Source organism: Rhodanobacter thiooxydans LCS2, assembly GCF_000264375.1.
GTDB lineage: Bacteria > Pseudomonadota > Gammaproteobacteria > Xanthomonadales > Rhodanobacteraceae > Rhodanobacter > Rhodanobacter thiooxydans.
On sequence record NZ_AJXW01000061.1, the window covers coordinates 22,837 to 42,365 of the forward strand.

The window sequence follows — 19,529 nt, forward strand, 5'->3', positions numbered from 1 at the left end:
GATCACCGCGTGCGCTGGCCGGTAAGCATCGACCAGCTGCAGGCTTCAATGAGGCCGCAGCTCTTCGCTGCGGATCACGCCGCTTCGGCGGCGTAGTCGCAACCCTTTAGGCAAGCTTCAATGAGGCCGCAGCTCTTCGCTGCGGATCACCCCTCGACCAGTCCGGCGCCGACAGCGCCATGGTGAAGCTTCAATGAGGCCGCAGCTCTTCGCTGCGGATCACGTGAGCCTCCGCGCGGCAGCCGACAAGCTGTACGCCGCTTCAATGAGGCCGCAGCTCTTCGCTGCGGATCACGACGGAGCCGGTCACGCTGATACTGCCGCAAGCGCCAGCTTCAATGAGGCCGCAGCTCTTCGCTGCGGATCACCTCCAGCGCCGCCTGGCGCGCAAGTTCGGTCACGTAGCTTCAATGAGGCCGCAGCTCTTCGCTGCGGATCACCGCCGCCCAGGCGCATAGCGCACCGAGAAACCCGCAGCTTCAATGAGGCCGCAGCTCTTCGCTGCGGATCACGGCACGCTCAATTCCCTCAGCAGCACCGACCTGCTGCTTCAATGAGGCCGCAGCTCTTCGCTGCGGATCACGATCCCATACAACGCGACAGCAAAAGCGGTCGGCGGGCTTCAATGAGGCCGCAGCTCTTCGCTGCGGATCACATCAGGCCAGCACGGACACGCCGGCCAGTGTGTATTCGCTTCAATGAGGCCGCAGCTCTTCGCTGCGGATCACTGCGGCGGATGAGCCGCATCCGCTCGCCGCGCTGAAGCTTCAATGAGGCCGCAGCTCTTCGCTGCGGATCACCCACGGTGGTCATGGCGGACGCTGGCACGGTCTACGCTGCTTCAATGAGGCCGCAGCTCTTCGCTGCGGATCACCCGTGCAATAGAAACTCATCGGAACCGCACCGGTGGCTTCAATGAGGCCGCAGCTCTTCGCTGCGGATCACCGGTGTACAAGGCGGGCGGCACCACCGTCTGGCGCAGCTTCAATGAGGCCGCAGCTCTTCGCTGCGGATCACGACCCGAACTCATGCCGGACCACATCGCCGGACTTGCTTCAATGAGGCCGCAGCTCTTCGCTGCGGATCACAGGCGCCATGTATCTCGCAACGTCTTCCGGGAGGCCGCTTCAATGAGGCCGCAGCTCTTCGCTGCGGATCACCCACGTAGACGAGCTGGCCGCCGGCGGTGTCCAGCAGCTTCAATGAGGCCGCAGCTCTTCGCTGCGGATCACACGTGGCGGCCTGCTGTCGCTGGCGGCCTACCAGAAGCTTCAATGAGGCCGCAGCTCTTCGCTGCGGATCACGCTTTGCGGTGAACGCCGGGCTGCAGCTGGAAGCCACGCTTCAATGAGGCCGCAGCTCTTCGCTGCGGATCACCGCAGGGCGCTGGCGAGGGCTTTGCGGGGGAAGTTGCTTCAATGAGGCCGCAGCTCTTCGCTGCGGATCACTCAGCGAGAGGGCCGTCTTGGGGCCTCCCAGTGCCGGCTTCAATGAGGCCGCAGCTCTTCGCTGCGGATCACCGCATGACCGAACCCGTATCCAGCGCCATCGGCATCGCTTCAATGAGGCCGCAGCTCTTCGCTGCGGATCACGGCCAAAGCGGGTGAGGTCGTCGACCAGGATCACGTCGCTTCAATGAGGCCGCAGCTCTTCGCTGCGGATCACCCACGGACGGGGGCGCCGGCGAGGCTGCCGCGTAGCTTCAATGAGGCCGCAGCTCTTCGCTGCGGATCACACCCTGACCGCCGGCCAGCGCGCGTGGTACGCGAAGCTTCAATGAGGCCGCAGCTCTTCGCTGCGGATCACCAAGTTGGGCTCGCCGTGGTCGATCCTCTACAGCCCGCTTCAATGAGGCCGCAGCTCTTCGCTGCGGATCACCTGGACGGCCTGACGATCGCCGGCGGCTACATCGAGCTTCAATGAGGCCGCAGCTCTTCGCTGCGGATCACCGGCTTCGGCCTACGTTCCTCCTGCGTATGGCAACTGGCTTCAATGAGGCCGCAGCTCTTCGCTGCGGATCACCGAAGATTGTACCGAGAAGGTCATGGAGTGTCCTTCGCTTCAATGAGGCCGCAGCTCTTCGCTGCGGATCACCGTAGCGCGGCAGGCGCTTGGCGCGCACGTCGTCCATGCTTCAATGAGGCCGCAGCTCTTCGCTGCGGATCACCATAGACCACCTTGCTGCCCACGTCCGGCAGCGCGCCGCTTCAATGAGGCCGCAGCTCTTCGCTGCGGATCACCTGGCGTATGCGGACGGTCTCATTCCAGAGATCGAAGCTTCAATGAGGCCGCAGCTCTTCGCTGCGGATCACGCCGCCGAGGTGCACTGGAAAGTTGCGTGATCGCTGGCTTCAATGAGGCCGCAGCTCTTCGCTGCGGATCACTTACTTCGACGAGGTGCAGGGGTTGGACTGGTTGCAGCTTCAATGAGGCCGCAGCTCTTCGCTGCGGATCACATGGGAGAAGGACCGCGTGACGACGCACGGTTACCGCGCTTCAATGAGGCCGCAGCTCTTCGCTGCGGATCACTACGGGGTTTCCATACACTCCGCGTCCAGGGGTGAGGCTTCAATGAGGCCGCAGCTCTTCGCTGCGGATCACGCGGTGGCGTTCAGCGCCGGCAGCATCTCGCGCAGGCTTCAATGAGGCCGCAGCTCTTCGCTGCGGATCACCCAGGTGGCCGACCTGGGCGCGGTGTACAGCACCTGGCTTCAATGAGGCCGCAGCTCTTCGCTGCGGATCACATGGGTATCATCGAAGTTAGCATCGAGCTCATCGACGCTTCAATGAGGCCGCAGCTCTTCGCTGCGGATCACCGCCCTGCGCGCCGAGCGCGCCGAGCGTGCCGACGAGCTTCAATGAGGCCGCAGCTCTTCGCTGCGGATCACCGGTCGCGGCACTTGAGGCCCAGTGCGCGCCGGTCAAGCTTCAATGAGGCCGCAGCTCTTCGCTGCGGATCACGTCAGATCATCGGGGTGAGTCTTTGGCCCCGGTTCAGCTTCAATGAGGCCGCAGCTCTTCGCTGCGGATCACCAGGTACTGATCGCTTCCGATGATTTCTGTGTACGGGCTTCAATGAGGCCGCAGCTCTTCGCTGCGGATCACAAGAGTCTGCCGCCGAGATCCGCGCCCAGCGCGAATCGCTTCAATGAGGCCGCAGCTCTTCGCTGCGGATCACGTTTCAAGAGAACTGGCCATGGAGAAGGCTCACCTTGCTTCAATGAGGCCGCAGCTCTTCGCTGCGGATCACCCCAGCGCATCGTGGAGACCTGATCATCATGGCCCTGGCTTCAATGAGGCCGCAGCTCTTCGCTGCGGATCACCTTTTGCGAGTTCGATATAGAACGCTTGACGGTTTATCGCTTCAATGAGGCCGCAGCTCTTCGCTGCGGATCACCCCGTAGCGCCACTCGATAAGCGGGTGGTTATCCGGCTTCAATGAGGCCGCAGCTCTTCGCTGCGGATCACCTTTTACAAGGCCGGACAGGATCGCATCGACACACTGGCTTCAATGAGGCCGCAGCTCTTCGCTGCGGATCACCCACGCAGGATGTTCAATGGGGTTCTGACCTTTGGAAGCTTCAATGAGGCCGCAGCTCTTCGCTGCGGATCACCCTGTTCAACTCGCAGAAGCAGTTGGACACGCAGTACGCTTCAATGAGGCCGCAGCTCTTCGCTGCGGATCACATTGCGGGCTGATTGTTGGACATGACGTGGACTCCTGCTTCAATGAGGCCGCAGCTCTTCGCTGCGGATCACAGTCCTTCCGCAAGTCGTTGTGCGGGTTGACTGTTTGGTGGTTGCGTGCGAGAGGTATCTGCCACGCTCGCATGCCAAGCTAGCGCGCGTGATGCCGGATGGCAACATGGGCGGGTAACTGCTTGATTGTCAGAGAGCGTTGCCGTGCGAGCGGTGGCCGGGTTTCGCGGTGTCACTGGAGTGCTCGTGGCGATGGGGCGAGAGAAGACGAGGGTGAAGGTTTGAAGGTCAAACGATAATGGGCTCCCTGGCGACGGGGTCGAACTTGTCTCCCAGGCTGACCACGCGAGGCTTGACCTTGTCGGCAGGGCCGATGTCGATGACCAGCAGGGCATCGGTGCGGCGCAGGATGATGCCGTCGAGCAGCTGCAGCATTTCGGCGTGCCGACGCCGGCTCAGACGGCACTGGAAGACCGACAGCTGCAACCATTCACCGAACCCTTTCATGGTCTTGAATACACGCCGCCATCGCTTGTCGTCGCGGATGTCGTAGGTCACCAGGTACAGATGTTCGTCCATGGTCGTCTCGCAGGTTGCGACGCGCTCAGCGTGTCGTGAAGTTGGGGTAGTCGTCGAGCTCGCCGAGCAGAAAGCGCCCGAGCAGGCGCGCCTGCAGCTCCAGCAGTCGGCGATAGCTCAACCGGTAACCGAATAGTGGATGCGTGATCTCATGGCTGAGTCGGCGCTCGAAGGCGGCGATGAAACGCTTGCGCCCGCTGGCATCGAGGTTGACGCTACCTGCGGCGCTTACGAAGTCGCTGGGGCGTACTTCGCCATTGTTGATGACCTGCATGACCACCGAGTCGGCCAGCAAAGGGCGGAACGGCTCCATCATGTCCAGCGCCAGCGCGGGGCGGCCATAACGTGGCTGGTGATAAAAGCCGCGGAATGCATCGAAACCCACGGCCGTCAGCGTAGTCGTCCAGGTGCGCGCCAGCATCGTGTAAGCGAACGACAGCATGGCGTTGACGGGGTCGGTGGGCGGGCGCCGGTTGCGCAGGGTGAAATCGAAGGCAAGCAAAGCCTCGTCGCCTGGCGTGGCCGGCCTCAAGGTCTGGCGGAACTGACCGAAGTACAGCGCGGCGGCCTGGCCTTCGATGCCGAGCAGGGTCTCCAGGCTTTCGGCGCGCTCGGCCTGCTGGCGGATGCGCTTCAGGTCGGCAAGCAACCGCTCGGGTTTCTCTTCCGGCTTCCAGTTGCGGCGTAGCTGCGTGCGGCAGTTGGTGATCTTGGCGGCCACCAGGCCGCGGGCGAGGCGCAGGCAGGTGGCGTCGTTGAAGCTGGCGCGGTATTGCCCGGTGCGCAGCTCCACGTTCTTGTGCCCGTTGCCCTGGGTGTGGCCGAAGAAGAAGCCGCCGTAGCTGTGCCAGCTTACCGGGATGTCGCGCTGCATCAGCTCCTGCAGGCATGGCGTGGTGATGTAGACGTTGCCCTGGATCACCACCTGCGAAACCTCGCGCAGACGTGCGCTGGCGAGCATGTGGCCGTCCTTGTCGGTCACCTCCAGCACCTCGCCCTTCTTCGCCAGCTTGGCGCTGTAATGCTGGATGTACAGCGGCAACGCTTCGTGGTGCGGCACGGCCAACGGGCGTGGCGCCAGCTCGAGCTGATGAAGGAACTGCACCTCGTCCGGCAGGCAGATGGTCACCAGCGAACAGCGCGGGCACTTGGGGCTGTCCACCAGCGGCGCGGGGATGCGTCCGCCGGCAGCCATGGCGCGCAGCTCGGCGATGGCGTTGCGGGTGAGCGTAAGCAACTCGTCATCGAAGGCAACGGCGACGCGCTCCTTGCTGGCCACGTAGTAGATGGCGCCTTCCTCGCAGGTGTAGCCATGCTCGCGCAGCAGCAGGCCCTGGGCGCACAGCTGCACGCGTTCCGGGTCGTAGACGCCACGTGCAGTGTGCGGGCGCCTGCCGCGCTTGTAGTCGACGGGAGTGACCGTGCTGCCTTCGCCTTCGATCAGATCGAGCTTGGCGACAAGCCCGAGCTTGTTGGAGGACAGGGTGATCGAGCGCGCATGGATCTCGGCGTGTTCTTCCTCGGCGGTTTCGGCATCGGGCAGGTCGCCGGAAGGTTTGTCCACGCGCTGGTGCTTGTGGCGGCCTTCCACGGTGTCCGCCGAATCGGCCCACTCGCCTTGCACCCATTCCAGGTAAGCCAGGCGCGGACAGTAAACGTGCTCGTTGAGCATGCGCACCGGAATCGGCGGTTGATCGCCGCCCAGCTCCGGAAACGGAAGTTCGAGATCCCCCTGCTTCGGTTCCATCGAAAGCCGCTCCCTTGTGGCGTTCGCCGATCCGTATCCGGGTTTTACTACCGCGCGGCTGGGACGGCAACTTCTTGCGCCATGCGTGGCAGCTTCAATCGCCGATCAGGGCAGCCAATTGATCGCGCGCCGTGCGCGGCAGCTTGAGTTCGGTGGCGATGGCCGGCCAATGAGCCACGGCGTCGCGCACTTCGGCCTCGATGGCTTTCGCCTGCGTTCCGTCGAGCCGGTAGAAGGTGTGGGTGGCTCGCAGGTTGGCCAGCCGCGGGCTGGGATCGTGCGCATCGATCGCCAGTGCATGTTCGCGCTTGTCCGGGTTCGGATTGATGTCGAAAGCGGGTGCCAGCCGCCATCCGTCGGATGTGCGCAGGAAACCGTGGTTGCGCAGGTGATCGTCGCGGTTGCCGATCAGGATGGAGAACGCGATGCGCCGGTAGAGCTGGGCAAGGTCGTCGCCAATGCCGCCCGGGTCGCCGTGGCGCTGGATGGCCTGTGCGATATCCAGATAGCTGCCGCCCTCGCCGTCATTGCGGCCGGTGAGGGTCATGGTCGAGGCATACAGGCGACGCGAATCGCCCTGACGGTCGAAGCGCCGCACGGTAAAACTGCGGTAGCCACGGCCAAAGCGCAACAGCCGGGCGTCAGGGACGATCAGGCCGGCAGCCCTGGCGAGTCGCCAGGCCAGGTATTCCCAGGCGCCGACGTCGCGACGATCGTCGTGGGCGGGAAACTTGGCCAACCACAGCGCTCCGTGCTCGTCGGCAAACGTAGCCTTCGGACGCGCCCCGCCCATGCTGGTGCCAGGAGCCATCAGTTGCGCCAGCCAGCGCGCGTACTCAGGGCGCTCCTCGGCATCCTCTCGGCTCAGTTCGCGGGCAATCGCTTCCAGCTCACGCAAACGCGTCGCCGGCGGAGCGCTGCGCTCGCGCTCATCGACCCAGGCGTGCGGCGGCTCGGTTCGGCGAAGACGCAAGGCGCCCATGCGCGTGCAGTCGTCCACCCCGGTCAGGAAATCCCATTCGGAGAGACGCCGCAGGCGCCGCTTCGCTTCGCGCGCTTCCAGCGCCTCGCGCCGCTCCATCAGCATGCGGCCCCAGCGATCCGGCGAAATGTCGCGGAAGATGCCGAACAAGGCCTGCTCGCGCGCAGGCCACGACGGCCCTGCGACCAGAGGCAGGTCGGGCGCGATGGCCACGCTCCGGCGTTGTTCGAGGTAGTCGCGGTGGTAAGCGAAGCCGATCGCCTCGCTGGTACCGCTCCGCTCGCAGCGCAAGCTGCCGATGGCCATGGTTGCCCCGAGCGTGGCGTCGTCCAGCACCACGTCCAGCACGGTTTCGGAACGCGCGCTCACGGCTTGCGCCTGCCGCGCGGCGCGCCCACCTGGCGAATGTCCTGCAGGCGGCGGCCGAGTTCGTCCTCCTTGGCCAGTAGGTCGATGTCGTGATCCAGTCCCAGCACCTCCATCGCGCGCAGCAAAGTGGCCAGACTGCTTGAACCTTCGCCTTGCTCCAGCTTGCGCAAGGTGGGCAACGACACATCGGCCCGCGCCGCCAGGGCTGCCTGCGTCATGCGCCGCCGCAGGCGTGCTGCGCGCAAGCGGGCGCCGAGGGCTGTGAGGCGCTCGGCGGCGGCGGGGAAGATGGGCGGGGTGCGCTTTGGCATGGACAATAAAATATGCTTTTAAATGACATAAAGCAATTTTATTTTCTATTTGAAGGCATGGGTTTGAACATTCCCAAACCGTAGTGGCAGGCGAAGCCCAGTGCCAGCGGGCCGCTCAGCGGTCGGGCAAAGGTCAGCCTCCAGAAGCTGCCCAGGCGATCAGGCTGGCTCAGTCCACGCTGGCTTCGGAAGCGACGGAAGCGACACTGGCTCAGTATTTATCTTGCCTGCTATTCACGGATTGGCCTGAATAAGCCCAGCCCAAACGTACTGGAGTGGCCGAGCCGTATCGGCCCGTGGACAGGGGAGGAAAATCGCAGTTGCAACATCTGTCCACGGCGATCGCCAACAAGCACGCGTTTTTTCACCTGCCGACGCGGTACATGCACTGAGACCCATTGAGGAGGACCGAAAAAATCGACCTCAACATCCTGTTCAATCCCACGCTGGAGCAATTCACGGCGAATCTGATTGACCACAGACTCGCCTTCGCGCTCCTTGCCTCCACGCAGGTGGTAACGGGCGGGCACGAACGGTGTCACCGATTCCCAGGTGGTTGAGGGGTGGCTGTCGAATCCCGGTGGTACCGCAACGTCTTGATCCAACGCGATCAACCGCACCTTCCATTCGTCTAGGCCATCTACCGTTGAAGCCAGGGACACATCACGCATTGCGGCACGCAGAATCGCATCCTGCTCATCAGCATCGAACGAACGCGCGCCTCTCCATACAAGCAGCCGAGTTGGTTTGCGATCCTCGCACCAAGCGAAAAATTCGGCGTGGCGTCGAGGACCAACGAGTGGGTTGCCGTCGACCGTCTTGCCAGTCATGGCCGTAACTGCCTCGCGAAGCTCACGGCTGGCGCGCGACCAGGTCATTTCGTTGTCGCCGCTTTTAAGCCGAAGCAACTCGCGAATCGTGGCGCCCCGAAAGCGTGACGTGAGGCGCACGATGGCGCGCTGGTCAGGCTGGACGTTCCAGCCGATCGCAAACTGCAATAAAAAGCAGCCTTGCCGATGTGCTGTCACGCGCCTCCGTTCGCGCGCGGCGGGTCGCGACGGTCGAACTGTGTAGAGCCACCTCGCGCCCATGGGGACGGTTCGCCTCACTGCCTCAGGATTGTCAGTCGTTCGCTCGATATCCTCGCGCGTGGCCGTGGCGAGCGGCGACAGCACGGGAGCAGCGCCTGCCCCGCGCTTGTCAGCGAGCGTACAGTTAGCCTGCGGGACTGAGGTTGACTCGTTGGCCACGCGAATGCGCGTGAGAGTCTCGGCGCGTCCGAAGTAGGTCATTCGCTCCAGGCATAGACCGAGCAACTCGCGAAGGTCGTCGGTCCATTCACATCCCTCGATGAACCACCACACAGGCTCCCCTGGCGGAACGCACCAGTAGTTGTCCTGAACGAGGCTCGTGCCGTAGCTGCGCCTTCCTGCGTCAGCGATGCGTTGCCAGTCCTCCGCCGGCTTTCCAAGGATCTGTTCGAGGCGCTTGATGTTCGCGTCGTCACGGGCTGCTTGCTTGAGGGCCTTGACCTCGATCGTCCATCGCCCACCGTCGGCGATTTCCAGTGACAGTTTCTTAATTTTCTGCTCTTTGACCTGCTTCTCGATCTTCTTCTCGTCCTCGGAGAGTTCCTTCTCGCCTTGCTGTCCCTTCTTGCCCTTCTTTGGGACCTTGGGTGTCCTCGCAAAGACACCCACGTCACGCCAGTTCGGCGGGTCCATCGCAAACTCGGTCGGGTGGTACTGCCTAAGCGGAGTTCCCTTCCGCGAGCCAGGCGGCAGATGAAACGCGTATGTGCTCTTGCACAAAGCAGTCTGCAGCGTCTCGAGCTGCGCGACGTCGGGCTCTTCCACTGCTTCGCGCGCCCACTGGTACCAGCGTGCGGTCACGGCACGCACCAGGCGCCAGGGACTCGGCGGCCACTCCCCATGCGGATCGTCGTAGGGGTTCACGCGCCACGGCGTGGCGTGGAATCGCCCAAGCGGGAATTCTTGTCGGAGGACGATTTTCATCCCTCGGTCTCTTCCGCACCGTCGTCTTCGTCGCCGCCGGTTGCCGAACCTGCCTGGCCCTCTCGATACAATTCTTCGCGCGGCCAGAACACGTCCGTGATGCGCTGCTCACCGAAGCCTGCGGCCGTGATGGCGGTCTTGATGTCGACGTCGAGTTCGACGTCCTGCTCGTAGCTCTTGATGGCCGTGCGCCGGAGGTGGCATCCGGATCGGAAGCGGAAGGGCGACTCAAGGAGCTTTTGAACCTTCCAGAGTGCGAGCGCGACCAGGAACTCCTGCTGCTTTTCAGAGAGGCCAAGCGTGGTCTCCCCCTTCTTGCGCCCGAATGACCGGATAAGGCTGGCGTCGATGACGAACGTCGCGCGGATCGACTCGGCGGTCGCGTCATCGACTGCAAAGATGGGTTGCCCCGACGTCGTCTTGTCGAGCCGATCGAACTTCACACCAGACCGATCGACGCGACTAGCTCCGAACGCCTCAAGGTGCGCGGTAAGCGCGCGCGGAATCTTGATCTGCCATTTTGGAAACAGCACACCGTGAACGAGCGAGTTGGGGTCGACCTCGAAGATTGTCTTGAAGACGTTCCACCACTGGCTGGCCGGCGGATGTGCCTTGTTTCCGTCGGGAAGGACAATGCCAAAGCGGTCAACAAGGTTCTGTCTCAGGGTGAGCGGCTCGTCCTTCCCATCCTTGTTCTTCTTTGTTGCTTTGGCATCTCCGCTAAGGACGACGCCGTCAAGGAAGTAATCGGATGCGATGCGATGTCCCTCGGTAATACTCGTGACGACGACCTCACGGTCCTTCGTCGGCTCCTTGCCCTCCGTCGTGCTTGTCACGCACCGGATGTGCGGCATCCCACTGAGATCCTCGACAAGGTCGAGGTCGTGGGCGCCGCGCTGGCAGACCGTCTCAAGGTGGTTGGCCATGCTCGCCGCGCTGTCGACAATGCAGACGTTCTCGGTGCTGCCGTCTTTGCGCGGCGCCTTGTAGATGACATGTCCGATCTCGGGGAACCCGGCGGGCTGGAAGCGGTCGCCGACTATCGGCTCGAGCGTCGCGGTCAGGACGAGCGGGGACTCGCCCTTCAGAACGTCTGCGGGCGTGAGCTTCTTCGGGGGACTCTTCTTCTCTGATTCAGGCATGAGCTTCTCCTCGTTGCGGCCGGCGTCGAGGACGAAGCCAGCGTTTGAACAGGACCGCCCTATCGCGGTCAGAAAGTGTGTACAGCAGGGCCGCCACGAGGCGGCCCGGCTCGTGGACGGCGAACGTTGCGTCGAAGGCCGCGAGGTGCGCACGAGCCATCGCGTAGCGGCTGCTCGCAAGCCGTACCGCGGCGTCGAGATTGCCTGCCCCAATCAGCGTGACGAGAGCGCGCGCAGCCTCCGTCGTTCGTGCGCCGGTCTTTTCCGCGAGCAGGTCGTCGGAGAGGTCGCGGACGACTAGGGGGCGCCGATCGATCAGGGGCTGGAGGAGCCCAAGGAGCGCAAGCTCTCCGTCGGCGCTCGGTACGTCGCCATCGGGTGCGATGACGCCGCTAAACTCATTGGGAACGCGTCTCCAGTCGAAGAGCGCAAGCCGCGAGAGCCAGGCGAGGAGCAGCTCTTCGTCCAAGTCACCCGCCAGCCACCGACGAGCGTGCGACGTGGTCGCAAGCAATGGTGCGCGGTTGCGCGGACGCCGGGTACCGGTCGCGTCGAGTCGCTCCTCCTCGAGGAGCCGACGCGACAGCACCGCACTGAGGACACGGGCCAGTCGCCCTGGACCCCACGTCCACCGCGCCGGCGCGACCTTCGAGTGCTCGAACCACCTCGGCTCGGTCGTCCAGTCGTAGACATGGTTGCCGCTCAGCTCGCGGGCCCACTCCACGCCAAAGCGGAACCCCGTGAACGGCAGCGTCTTCGGGAAGGAAGAAACGAGAGACAGGGCAAGGCGTGCCTCGACGCCGGGCTGTTCATCGGCGAAGAGCGACGCCAGCCACTCGAGGGGCAAGGGCTCCCACCGGACCTTGCCCTCGCGGAAGCTGCGGTTCCGGTCTATGCGGTCCAGCGCGCTGACCAACGCGTCGAGCAGTGCGATGCCGGCTTCGTGGTTGCCAGGCTCGGCTGCGACGTCGAGGAGCGTCGACTCGATGGGGCCACGAAGCCCCACGAAGCGCTTCCCGTCCTTCGGAAAGCTGCGCTGTTCTATCAGCGCGGTGACGCGCTCGAGCGTTGTCGCCGTCGCCGCTCCCGACGCAGCGTCTGGGGCGAGCGGAAGGCGAGTCTCCAAGCGAGGTTCGAACGTGTTCGAACTCGTCGTACGACCGAGCGTGAAACGGCGGAACTCGCTGACCCCGCCGTCCACACCTCTCTTTCGGATCGCCGAGGCGAAGGCGGCGGGCGTGAGTGCTCCGCGACCATGTAGCTCAGCGCGTCCACGCGAAAACAGCGAGCTTGCCTCGGCGAGCGACATCGGTCGGCTCCAAATCGGAATCCAGAGTTCGCCACGGAGTCGGCCCGCCTCCTTTTCTTCGCTCGCGGCAATGGGTTGCGTGACGAAGGGGAAGGCACCGACGGCACGTGCAGACCGAGCCCCGAGTCGTCGAGATGCACCGCCGGCGAGGAACGACAACCCTTCGCAGGCAAGTGCCATCGCCCACGGCGAAACCTGCCCTTCGCGCGCAGGTGCCTGGCCGCTGTTGTAGAGTTTCGTGGCTTCGCTGAACCACGACCCGGCTCCGAGCTTCTCAGCGAGCCAGTCAGATGGCTGCCCTTGCAACAGAACCTTGAGCTGGTCCTGGGGCTGGACAACCTTGCGGAGGGTGTCGTTCGCTTTTTTAACGGAGGCCTGATGCTTCTCGTGGGCCTTTTCGGTTCCCTTGGTGCGAGCGTCGTCAGCCTTGCTTATCGCCTTGGCGCGCGTCACCTCCGTGCGAGCGCTGGCTGCATTGGCGATCGCCTCGCCATGCTTCGCTTCCACTTGGTTCAGCGCGTCGTTGCGAACTTGGTCGGCTGCCGTTAGGGCATTCGCGTGTTCCGTCCTCGCCTCCTTCAGGGTGCTGATGGCACTTTTGAGAGCGCTGACAGCCTTCTTCCATCCTGCGGCGAAGTCACGACGACCTGCGTTGCCACCACTTCCAAGCAGTGGATTGAAGCTCACACGCGAGTGCGGTACCGCGTGAGCAGCGAATAGCTGAACTGCCGACTCCTGCGCAGTGGCTTGCCATGCTGCCAGAGGAGCTCCCGACTTGGCCTTGGTCCCTTCCTTCTGCGCGTCGGACCACGCTTTGTTGTACTGGGTCCACTCCTGTGTATCAGCGATCCGCACCAGTTCGTCGAGCAGTTCGTCGAGCGAGTTCGGGCCGCCGACCACCTGCAGCACTTCGTCCCGCCACGCGATGCGTGTGCTCGGCCACCGCTTGGCAAGCACGCGCAGGAGCCCGAGCGACGCGAGGTAGTTGCCGAGGCTGTCGGGCCACAGTCCCGGCAAAGCCAGCACGGCCAGTCGAACTTCAGCGGCCATCGCGCACCTCGCTCGGTTTGGTACTGGCGCTCGGCTGCGCGCTCGCGCGCCAATCCGCGATCCGAACGAGCGCTTCGAGATACGCGAGCGCGAAGGGACCGAGCTGACGTGGCTCGTCCGCCGGAACGACACCAGCGTCGCTCGTCTCCTCGGGGCGCCATGGGCCGAGCAGATCGGCCACCAGGCCGGTCCAACCATGCCCGGTTTGCACGAACTCGCTGCCCTCCCAGCGACCCTCGGCGCCGTCTTTCGCGATCGAGAAGTCGAGCGGCCACTGGTCGTCGCCGACCGTCAACACGTTCGGCTCAACTCGGACACCGAAGACATCGTCTTCGCCAGTCGTCGACCGCATCACGGTCCGGGCCTTTCCGTGGTGCGCCGCCGCAAGGTAGACCGCGAGCGCTGGATAGGGCTTCGTCTCGCTATCCTGGTACCGCCTCCACATCGCGAGCGCAGAGGCGACCTCGTGGCGGAGACCGGGGTGGAACTGGAGGTGCCCGGCCCATCGCACGCCGGTGACGGCGCGCAGCGACTTCAGCTCGGCTTCGTTGAGCCTGTCATCGATGGCCCATCGAAGGCGAACAACGTCTTCTCGACCACGCCGACGAGTCTCGTCGGGCAGCGCGTGTGCCTGCGGTCGAAGGCTGGCGAACGCGGCGCGAACAACAGAGGCATCGCCCACGACGTCGGCGGCAACGACGCGCGGGCTCTTCGCGAGCGGCGCGTTGGGAATGCCAGAGCGATCGGGCAACGCGGCCTGCCACTGCGGATGCGCCTTGCCGAGATCATGGAGCCCCGATGCCTCCACGACAGCCGTCTTCGTGTCGCCGGTCAGCGAGAGCGCGGTGCTCAGCTTCTCGGCCGCGTCTCTCGCATCCTTGAGGTGGACGTCGAGTTTCGACCAGTATCCGACCTCGGTCCACGCATCGTCCCGCAGCGTCGCGCCACGCCCGGCACGGGGCACTTCGGCGAGCACGTTCGCCCTGTCGCCCGTCCAGCCTTGAGTAGCGTCGTAGCCGCCGACGTCGTGTTTGAACATCACGAGCATGCCGGGCCGGATGTCCCAGTGGTTCACGCGCTCCCAGCGATCGGCCTCGTCATCCCACAGCCACGCCTTGGCCTTGCTGCTCTCGATCATCTTCTGCACGCGAACGAATGAGACTGGACAGCCCTCCTTCGCGGGCTCCAGCAGCGGGCCGTCGAGTTCCTTACCGCGCGGAGGGCTGTCACCGGTCCAGTAGCGCCAGAACACCGTCACGTCGAGATCGGGATCGGTGCCGCGCACGAAGGCGCTGACATCGGTGAAGCCACCGTGAACGTCGCGCTCGGTGGAGAAGAGCCCATGGACGTCGAGCGCGCGTGGCAGCGGGCTCGGTTTGGGCTGCAAGGCATCCTTCTGCTTGCACGCGTTCAGCCCGGCGATGGCCTCCGAGAACGCCTTGTTTTGAGAGAGAGAGGCGAAAGCCTCGACGAGCTTCTTGGCGCGTTCGATATCTGCGGCTTCGTACGGCCCGATGCGCTCGACCTTCTTGTTGCCGCCTTCCTTCGGCGTCTCCCAGACCCAAGCCTGAGCTTCCTGGTCGTCCCCCTTTCGGTTCAATCGACCCAGGCGCTGCAGCATCGATGGCCACGGCGCAAGCTCGGTGAAGAGACGATGCGCCGAGATATCCACGCCCGCTTCGATGACCTGCGTGCTCACGCAGATGAGGCCTGGATCGTGCTCCGGCAGCCCGCCCGCCTTGCGCTGGGCGTCGAAGTCGATGAGGCGCTGCTCGTGACGTGCGCGGTCCTCGCGACGAAACCGTGACGTGAGGAGAACCTTGTGGTTGGCCGAAGGCAACGCGCCAAATACCGCGCGTGCCATGTCGACGGTGTTGCAGATGACGAGCGAGAGCGTGCCAGCTACGTGCTTCGCCTTCACGGAGGCGGCGATGGCGTTAGGCGTGGCGGCCGTGGCTGCAGCGGACTTTGCTGCGCCTCGCTTCTTGCCTCCGCTGGTAGTCGGTTGCGCAGCTGCCTCTGGGTGCCACCATGCCAGAGGGCGCTTCGCCGCGCGCCACCACTTGAGCCCTGCGTCACCATTAAGCGCGGTCTTGAGCTTGCCTTCGAATGCGATCTGCTCGTTCGATGGCTCGGCGAGCGCATCACGCACTCTATCCGTAGTACCGAGGAACGACTGGCCTACCGTGGCGCTCATCCACGTCGTCGGGCACGGCTTCAGCGACTCGAACCGCTTGCGCCGCATCCAGTCGAGCTGTGACGTCGTCCACAGGCCCGGCCCCATGAGCTGGACCTCATCGATCAGCCACCGGCAGTCGTTGTTGAGCAGGCCGAAGTGAATCGGCCACTCGAAGCGGCTCATCGAGTAGCCGCGGTTCAGAGCGCGAGAGAGAAGCTGGTCCTGCGTGCCGACGAGCACCCAAGGCTTGTCGGGCTGTCCCACCCACTCGTCATCGATGGCGCCGCCCATGAGCTGATGAACCGCGACGCCGACCTCGGGTTTCTTTGCCTTGAGCGCATCGAAGTAGGTTTGCAGCCGCTGCACGGTCTGGGTCACGAGACTACGCATCGGCAGGCACACCACGAGGTGCAACGGCTCTGGTTGCTTATCGACAAGCAACCGCCATGCCCACGCCAACGCAGTCTCCGTTTTCCCAAGTCCTGTTGGAACGGAAAGCACGTCAGGCAAACCATCGAGCGCCACTAGCGTCTGCCAATCGTGTGGCGAAAATCCGCGGGTAGCAGTACGGAAAAATGCCTGGAAGGAGTCCTTTCGCGTCATATGGTTACGCTGCGGCTCATCTAGCTAGTTGTCAGGTGTCGCGGGAAATCGCGATAAGGGACGCGTACTGAATGTAGTAGTGTGCGTCCAGTAGCTTACTAAACGATTTAGGTCTCAGATCGTGAGACTGCGGCGGCGATGTCGAGCATTCTTATGCTCCTACATCCCCCCGAACAACGCCTCCAGATCCTTCTCGTCAAACCGCAGCCGCGTCGTGGCGCCGCCGCCTTCGAGCACGGCGCGGGCCAATTCGGCCTTGCGGCCTTGCATGGCCTGGATCTTTTCCTCCACCGTGCCTTTGCAGATCAGGCGGTAGACGAAGACCGGTTTCTCCTGGCCGATGCGGTGGGCGCGGTCGGTGGCTTGCGCTTCCACGGCGGGGTTCCACCACGGGTCGTAGTGGATCACGGTGTCGGCGGCGGTGAGGTTGAGGCCGACGCCGCCGGCTTTCAGGCTGATCAGGAACAGCGGCACCGCGCCCTGCTGGAAGCGCTTGACCATGGCGGTGCGTTCGCGCGCCGGGGTCTGGCCGGTGAGGGTGTAGTGGGCGATGCCGCGCTGGTGCAGGGCCGCTTCGATCAGGCCCAGCATCTCGGTGAACTGCGAGAACAGCAGCACGCGGCGGCCGTCGGCGAGCAGGCCGTCGAGCAGTTCCAGCAGGGCGTCGAGCTTGGCGCTGGCCTTCACCTTCTTCGCGCTGGCGAGCTTGACCAGGCGCGGGTCGCAGCAAGCCTGGCGCAGCTTGAGCAGGGCGTCGAGCACGATGATGCCGCTCTGCGCGAGGCCGCGTTCGGCCACCGCCTGGCGCACGCGTTCGTGCTGGGCCAGGCGCAGGGTTTCGTACAGGGCACGCTGGTCGTCTTCCAGTTCCAGCGTGCGCACGATCTCGGTCTTGGGCGGCAGGTCGGCGAGCACGTCGTCCTTGCGCCGGCGCAGCAGCAGCGGGCCGATGCGCCGGTTGAGCCGCTGCTGGCGCTCGCGGTCGCCGTGTTTCTCGATCGGCGTGCGGTAGTAGCGCGCGAACTGGCGCTGGCTGCCGAGCAGCCCCGGTTCCACCGCGTCGAACTGCGCCCACAGTTCGCCGAGGTGGTTTTCCAGCGGCGTGCCGGTCATGGCGAGGCGGCGCGTGGCGGGGATCTCGCGCACGACCTGTGCGGCCTGGCTGGCGGCGTTCTTGATCGCCTGCGCCTCATCGAGTATCAGCAGGGAGAATTTCGCCTCGATGAGCTTGTCGCGGTCGCGCGGCAGCAGCGGGTAGGTGGTGATGACCAGGTCGTGCGCGGCGATCTCGTCGTAGCGGTCGGCGCGGTCGGCGCCGTGGATCACCAGCACCTTCAGCGCCGGGGCGAAGCGCGCCGCCTCGGCCTGCCAGTTGCCGACCAGGCTGGTCGGCGCCACCACCAGTGCCGGCGCATCCAGCCGGCCGCGCTGTTTTTCGCCGAGGAGGTGCGCCAGCACCTGCACCGTCTTGCCCAGCCCCATGTCGTCGGCGAGGATGCCGCCCAGGCCCGCCGCGCCGAGGAAGTCCAGCCAGGCCAGGCCCTCGCGCTGGTACGGGCGCAAGTTGGCCTTGAAGCCCTTCGGCGCCTTGGTGCTGCGCGTGGCATGGTCGAGCAGGACGAGCTGCGCGCGCAACGCGTCGCCGCCGCGCCAGTGCAGTTGGTTGTCGTCGGCCAGTGCCTGCAGCGCGCGCGCCTGGCTGCGGTGCAGGCGCAGCGCCTCGCCGCCTTCGAGCCATTCCAGCAGCGGTTCGATCAGCGTGCGCAGGCGCGCCAGCGGAATCTCGACGCTGCGATTCTCATCCACCGTCACGCGCCAGGTGGCACGCTTGCTTTCGCGCGCGGGGGCGACACGCGGAAAGGCCGGGTCGGCCAGTACGCGGCGCAGGATCGGCAGCAGGTCGACGCGCTCGCCGCCGACGTCGATGCCGAGCGAGACGTCGAACCAGGCCTGGCCGCTGGGCTGGATGTCGGCGTGCCAGGCATCGATGTCGACCAGTTCGTCGTGCGGGAAGCCAGGTTCGTACTCGATGCGGAAGCCGGCGGCAGCGAGCTGGTCGATGGCGTCGCGCCAATCGCGCGGCGCCAGTGGCGGCTTGCCGGGGTGCGGATGCAGCAGCACGTCGTTGGCGGCGAAGTCGTGGTCGTGGGTGATGTACTCGTACAGGGTCGGGCCGCAGCGCGCGGCGCCGAGTTGTTCCAGCCGCTGGACTGCCTGCCGCTCGGCCGACAGGTCGCGGTGGATCTCGTGCAGGCGCCCGTCGTGCAGGCTTCGTTCGACCGCATGCTTGCGGGTGGCTGGCGGCAGGCGCGCGCCGGCATAGTCGAACTCGACACGTGCGACGCCGATGTCGTGGGATTTTCCGGCCCATTTGCGCAGGGTGACGGTGCGCAGCCGCAGCACCGCCTGCGGGCGCTCGCGCACCACGTGGGCCGGGCCGCGGTCGATCGGCTCGGGCAGCGCCGGGCTGCCGCGCTGCAGGCGCAGGCGCAGTGCGGCGACTTGCGGAGGTTGCAGCACGGGTGCGTATGAGAGGCGGTCGAGCAAGTACGGGTCGCCGTCGACGCGGCCGTAGCGGCCCTGCGCGGGCTGCACGTACCACAGGCCGGCGCCGCGCAGCAGCACGGCGTCCTCGGCGTCCACCCGTGCGCGCAACTGCTGGCTGCCGTCGGTGGCCTCCTGCCAGTACAGCTGCAGGGGCCGCGCTTCAGCGCGTTGCAGCGGTATCGAGCCGCGCTCGAACCAGACCGGGAAGTGTGCCAGCAGGCATTCCAGCGCCTGTTCTTCATGGGCAGCACGGATCGGCACCCAACGTTGGCTGCCGACGATCACGTACTGGTGCGGTACCAGGGTGGCCAGGGCGGCGGCGGCTTCGATCGGCCAGCCGCCGGCCGGGGTGGGCACCGCACCGCGGCGCGGGTCCAGCTGCAGCGGCTGCGGATCGACCAGCTCGCTGCGGTTGCGCTGCTTCGACGGGCGCAGCCACGCCGGCCAGGCCAGCAGATCCGCGACCGGCGATCCGCCGCCGGCGCGCAGCAGCACGCCGAAGCGGCGGTCCGGCTCGGCCTCGTGGCTGGGTGCAGGTGGCTGCAGCGTGCGCAACCAGTCCTCCCACGAGGCCAGCCCCGATGTGCTGCTGTCGGCGGTATCCGCTTTGGCGCGCTGCGGCTGCAGCCGGGCCGGTGCGGTCGGCGCTGCTGTCCGCACGACGTCGCCGGTCGCCACCAGCAGCATGGCGGCGGCGTGCTTGCAATCCACGCCGACCGGGCAGCTGCAGTCGCAGTCCAGGGTCAGCCATTCGCCGTGGTCGTGCACGTCCACCTGGCAGTCGTACTGCTCGCCGCGGCTGCCCTCGACCTGCGCGCTGAGCATGTGCACGCCGTTCTCGATGTGGCTGCGCAGTGTCGACACGCTGCCGTCGGCCGCATAGACACGGGCGCGTGCCAGCGTACGGTCGTCGAAGTTCGAGCGCCATTCGGCGTCTTGCAGCAGGCGGGTGAGTTCGTTGCGCATGGATCGGGGCGGATCGGCATCCGGCAAACGT

9 protein-coding genes and 1 CRISPR repeat array (1 of these 10 running past the window's edge) are annotated in these 19,529 nt (G+C 65.2%); all 9 genes read right to left on the minus strand.

Translation table 11 applies throughout. The annotated features are described in order from the left end of the window. A CRISPR array of direct repeats spans nt 1-3,759; the repeat unit is 36 nt; unit sequence GCTTCAATGAGGCCGCAGCTCTTCGCTGCGGATCAC; it begins 2,628 nt to the left of the window's first position. A gap of 228 nt (nt 3,760-3,987) precedes the next feature. The 9 genes from cas2 to UUA_RS12680 all read right to left on the minus strand — a co-directional run bounded on the left by cas2 (nt 3,988) and on the right by UUA_RS12680 (nt 19,498). After that, nucleotides 3,988-4,278: a CRISPR-associated endonuclease Cas2 gene (cas2, locus tag UUA_RS12640; protein WP_008437470.1), complete on the minus strand. Its 291-nt coding sequence runs from the start codon at nt 4,276-4,278 to the stop codon at nt 3,988-3,990. Between the two features lie 25 nt (nt 4,279-4,303). Then, nucleotides 4,304-6,025, minus strand: coding sequence for a CRISPR-associated endonuclease Cas4/Cas1 (locus UUA_RS12645; protein ID WP_008437472.1), 1,722 nt, complete (start codon nt 6,023-6,025; stop codon nt 4,304-4,306). A gap of 94 nt (nt 6,026-6,119) precedes the next feature. Next, entirely contained in the window at nt 6,120-7,376 is a 1,257-nt protein-coding gene (locus tag UUA_RS12650) for a type II toxin-antitoxin system HipA family toxin (protein ID WP_008437473.1), read from the minus strand. Further along, entirely contained in the window at nt 7,373-7,687 is a 315-nt protein-coding gene (locus UUA_RS12655) for a helix-turn-helix domain-containing protein (RefSeq protein WP_008437474.1), read from the minus strand. Before UUA_RS12655 ends, UUA_RS12650 begins: the two co-directional genes overlap by 4 nt. Nucleotides 7,688-7,917: 230 nt before the next feature. Further along, entirely contained in the window at nt 7,918-9,702 is a 1,785-nt protein-coding gene (csb2, locus tag UUA_RS12660) for a type I-G CRISPR-associated protein Csb2 (protein ID WP_008437475.1), read from the minus strand. Beyond that, nucleotides 9,699-10,844: a type I-G CRISPR-associated protein Cas7 gene (locus UUA_RS12665; protein WP_008437476.1), complete on the minus strand. Its 1,146-nt coding sequence runs from the start codon at nt 10,842-10,844 to the stop codon at nt 9,699-9,701. Before UUA_RS12665 ends, csb2 begins: the two co-directional genes overlap by 4 nt. After that, the gene (gene cas8g1, locus UUA_RS12670) at nt 10,837-13,203 is read right to left on the minus strand and encodes a type I-G CRISPR-associated protein Cas8g1/Csx17 (protein ID WP_008437477.1); all 2,367 of its coding nucleotides are present in this window, start codon (nt 13,201-13,203) and stop codon (nt 10,837-10,839) included. Before cas8g1 ends, UUA_RS12665 begins: the two co-directional genes overlap by 8 nt. Then, entirely contained in the window at nt 13,193-15,985 is a 2,793-nt protein-coding gene (gene cas3g, locus UUA_RS12675; protein WP_081491560.1) for a type I-G CRISPR-associated helicase/endonuclease Cas3g, read from the minus strand. The genes cas8g1 and cas3g overlap by 11 nt, the downstream gene beginning before the upstream one ends. Before the next feature lie 159 nt (nt 15,986-16,144). Then, a complete protein-coding gene (locus UUA_RS12680) occupies nt 16,145-19,498 on the minus strand; it encodes a DEAD/DEAH box helicase (RefSeq protein ID WP_008437479.1) in 3,354 nt (1,117 codons plus the stop codon). Between the last annotated feature and the right edge of the window lie 31 nt (nt 19,499-19,529).

Coding starts and splice junctions, on each gene's coding strand:
- cas2 (WP_008437470.1), bottom strand. CDS start 4,278: ATGGACGAACATCTGTACCTGGTGACCTACGACATCCGCGACGACAAG.
- UUA_RS12645 (WP_008437472.1), bottom strand. CDS start 6,025: ATGGAACCGAAGCAGGGGGATCTCGAACTTCCGTTTCCGGAGCTGGGC.
- UUA_RS12655 (WP_008437474.1), bottom strand. CDS start 7,687: ATGCCAAAGCGCACCCCGCCCATCTTCCCCGCCGCCGCCGAGCGCCTC.
- csb2 (WP_008437475.1), bottom strand. CDS start 9,702: ATGAAAATCGTCCTCCGACAAGAATTCCCGCTTGGGCGATTCCACGCC.
- UUA_RS12665 (WP_008437476.1), bottom strand. CDS start 10,844: ATGCCTGAATCAGAGAAGAAGAGTCCCCCGAAGAAGCTCACGCCCGCA.
- cas8g1 (WP_008437477.1), bottom strand. CDS start 13,203: ATGGCCGCTGAAGTTCGACTGGCCGTGCTGGCTTTGCCGGGACTGTGG.
- cas3g (WP_081491560.1), bottom strand. CDS start 15,985: ATGACGCGAAAGGACTCCTTCCAGGCATTTTTCCGTACTGCTACCCGC.
- UUA_RS12680 (WP_008437479.1), bottom strand. CDS start 19,498: ATGCGCAACGAACTCACCCGCCTGCTGCAAGACGCCGAATGGCGCTCG.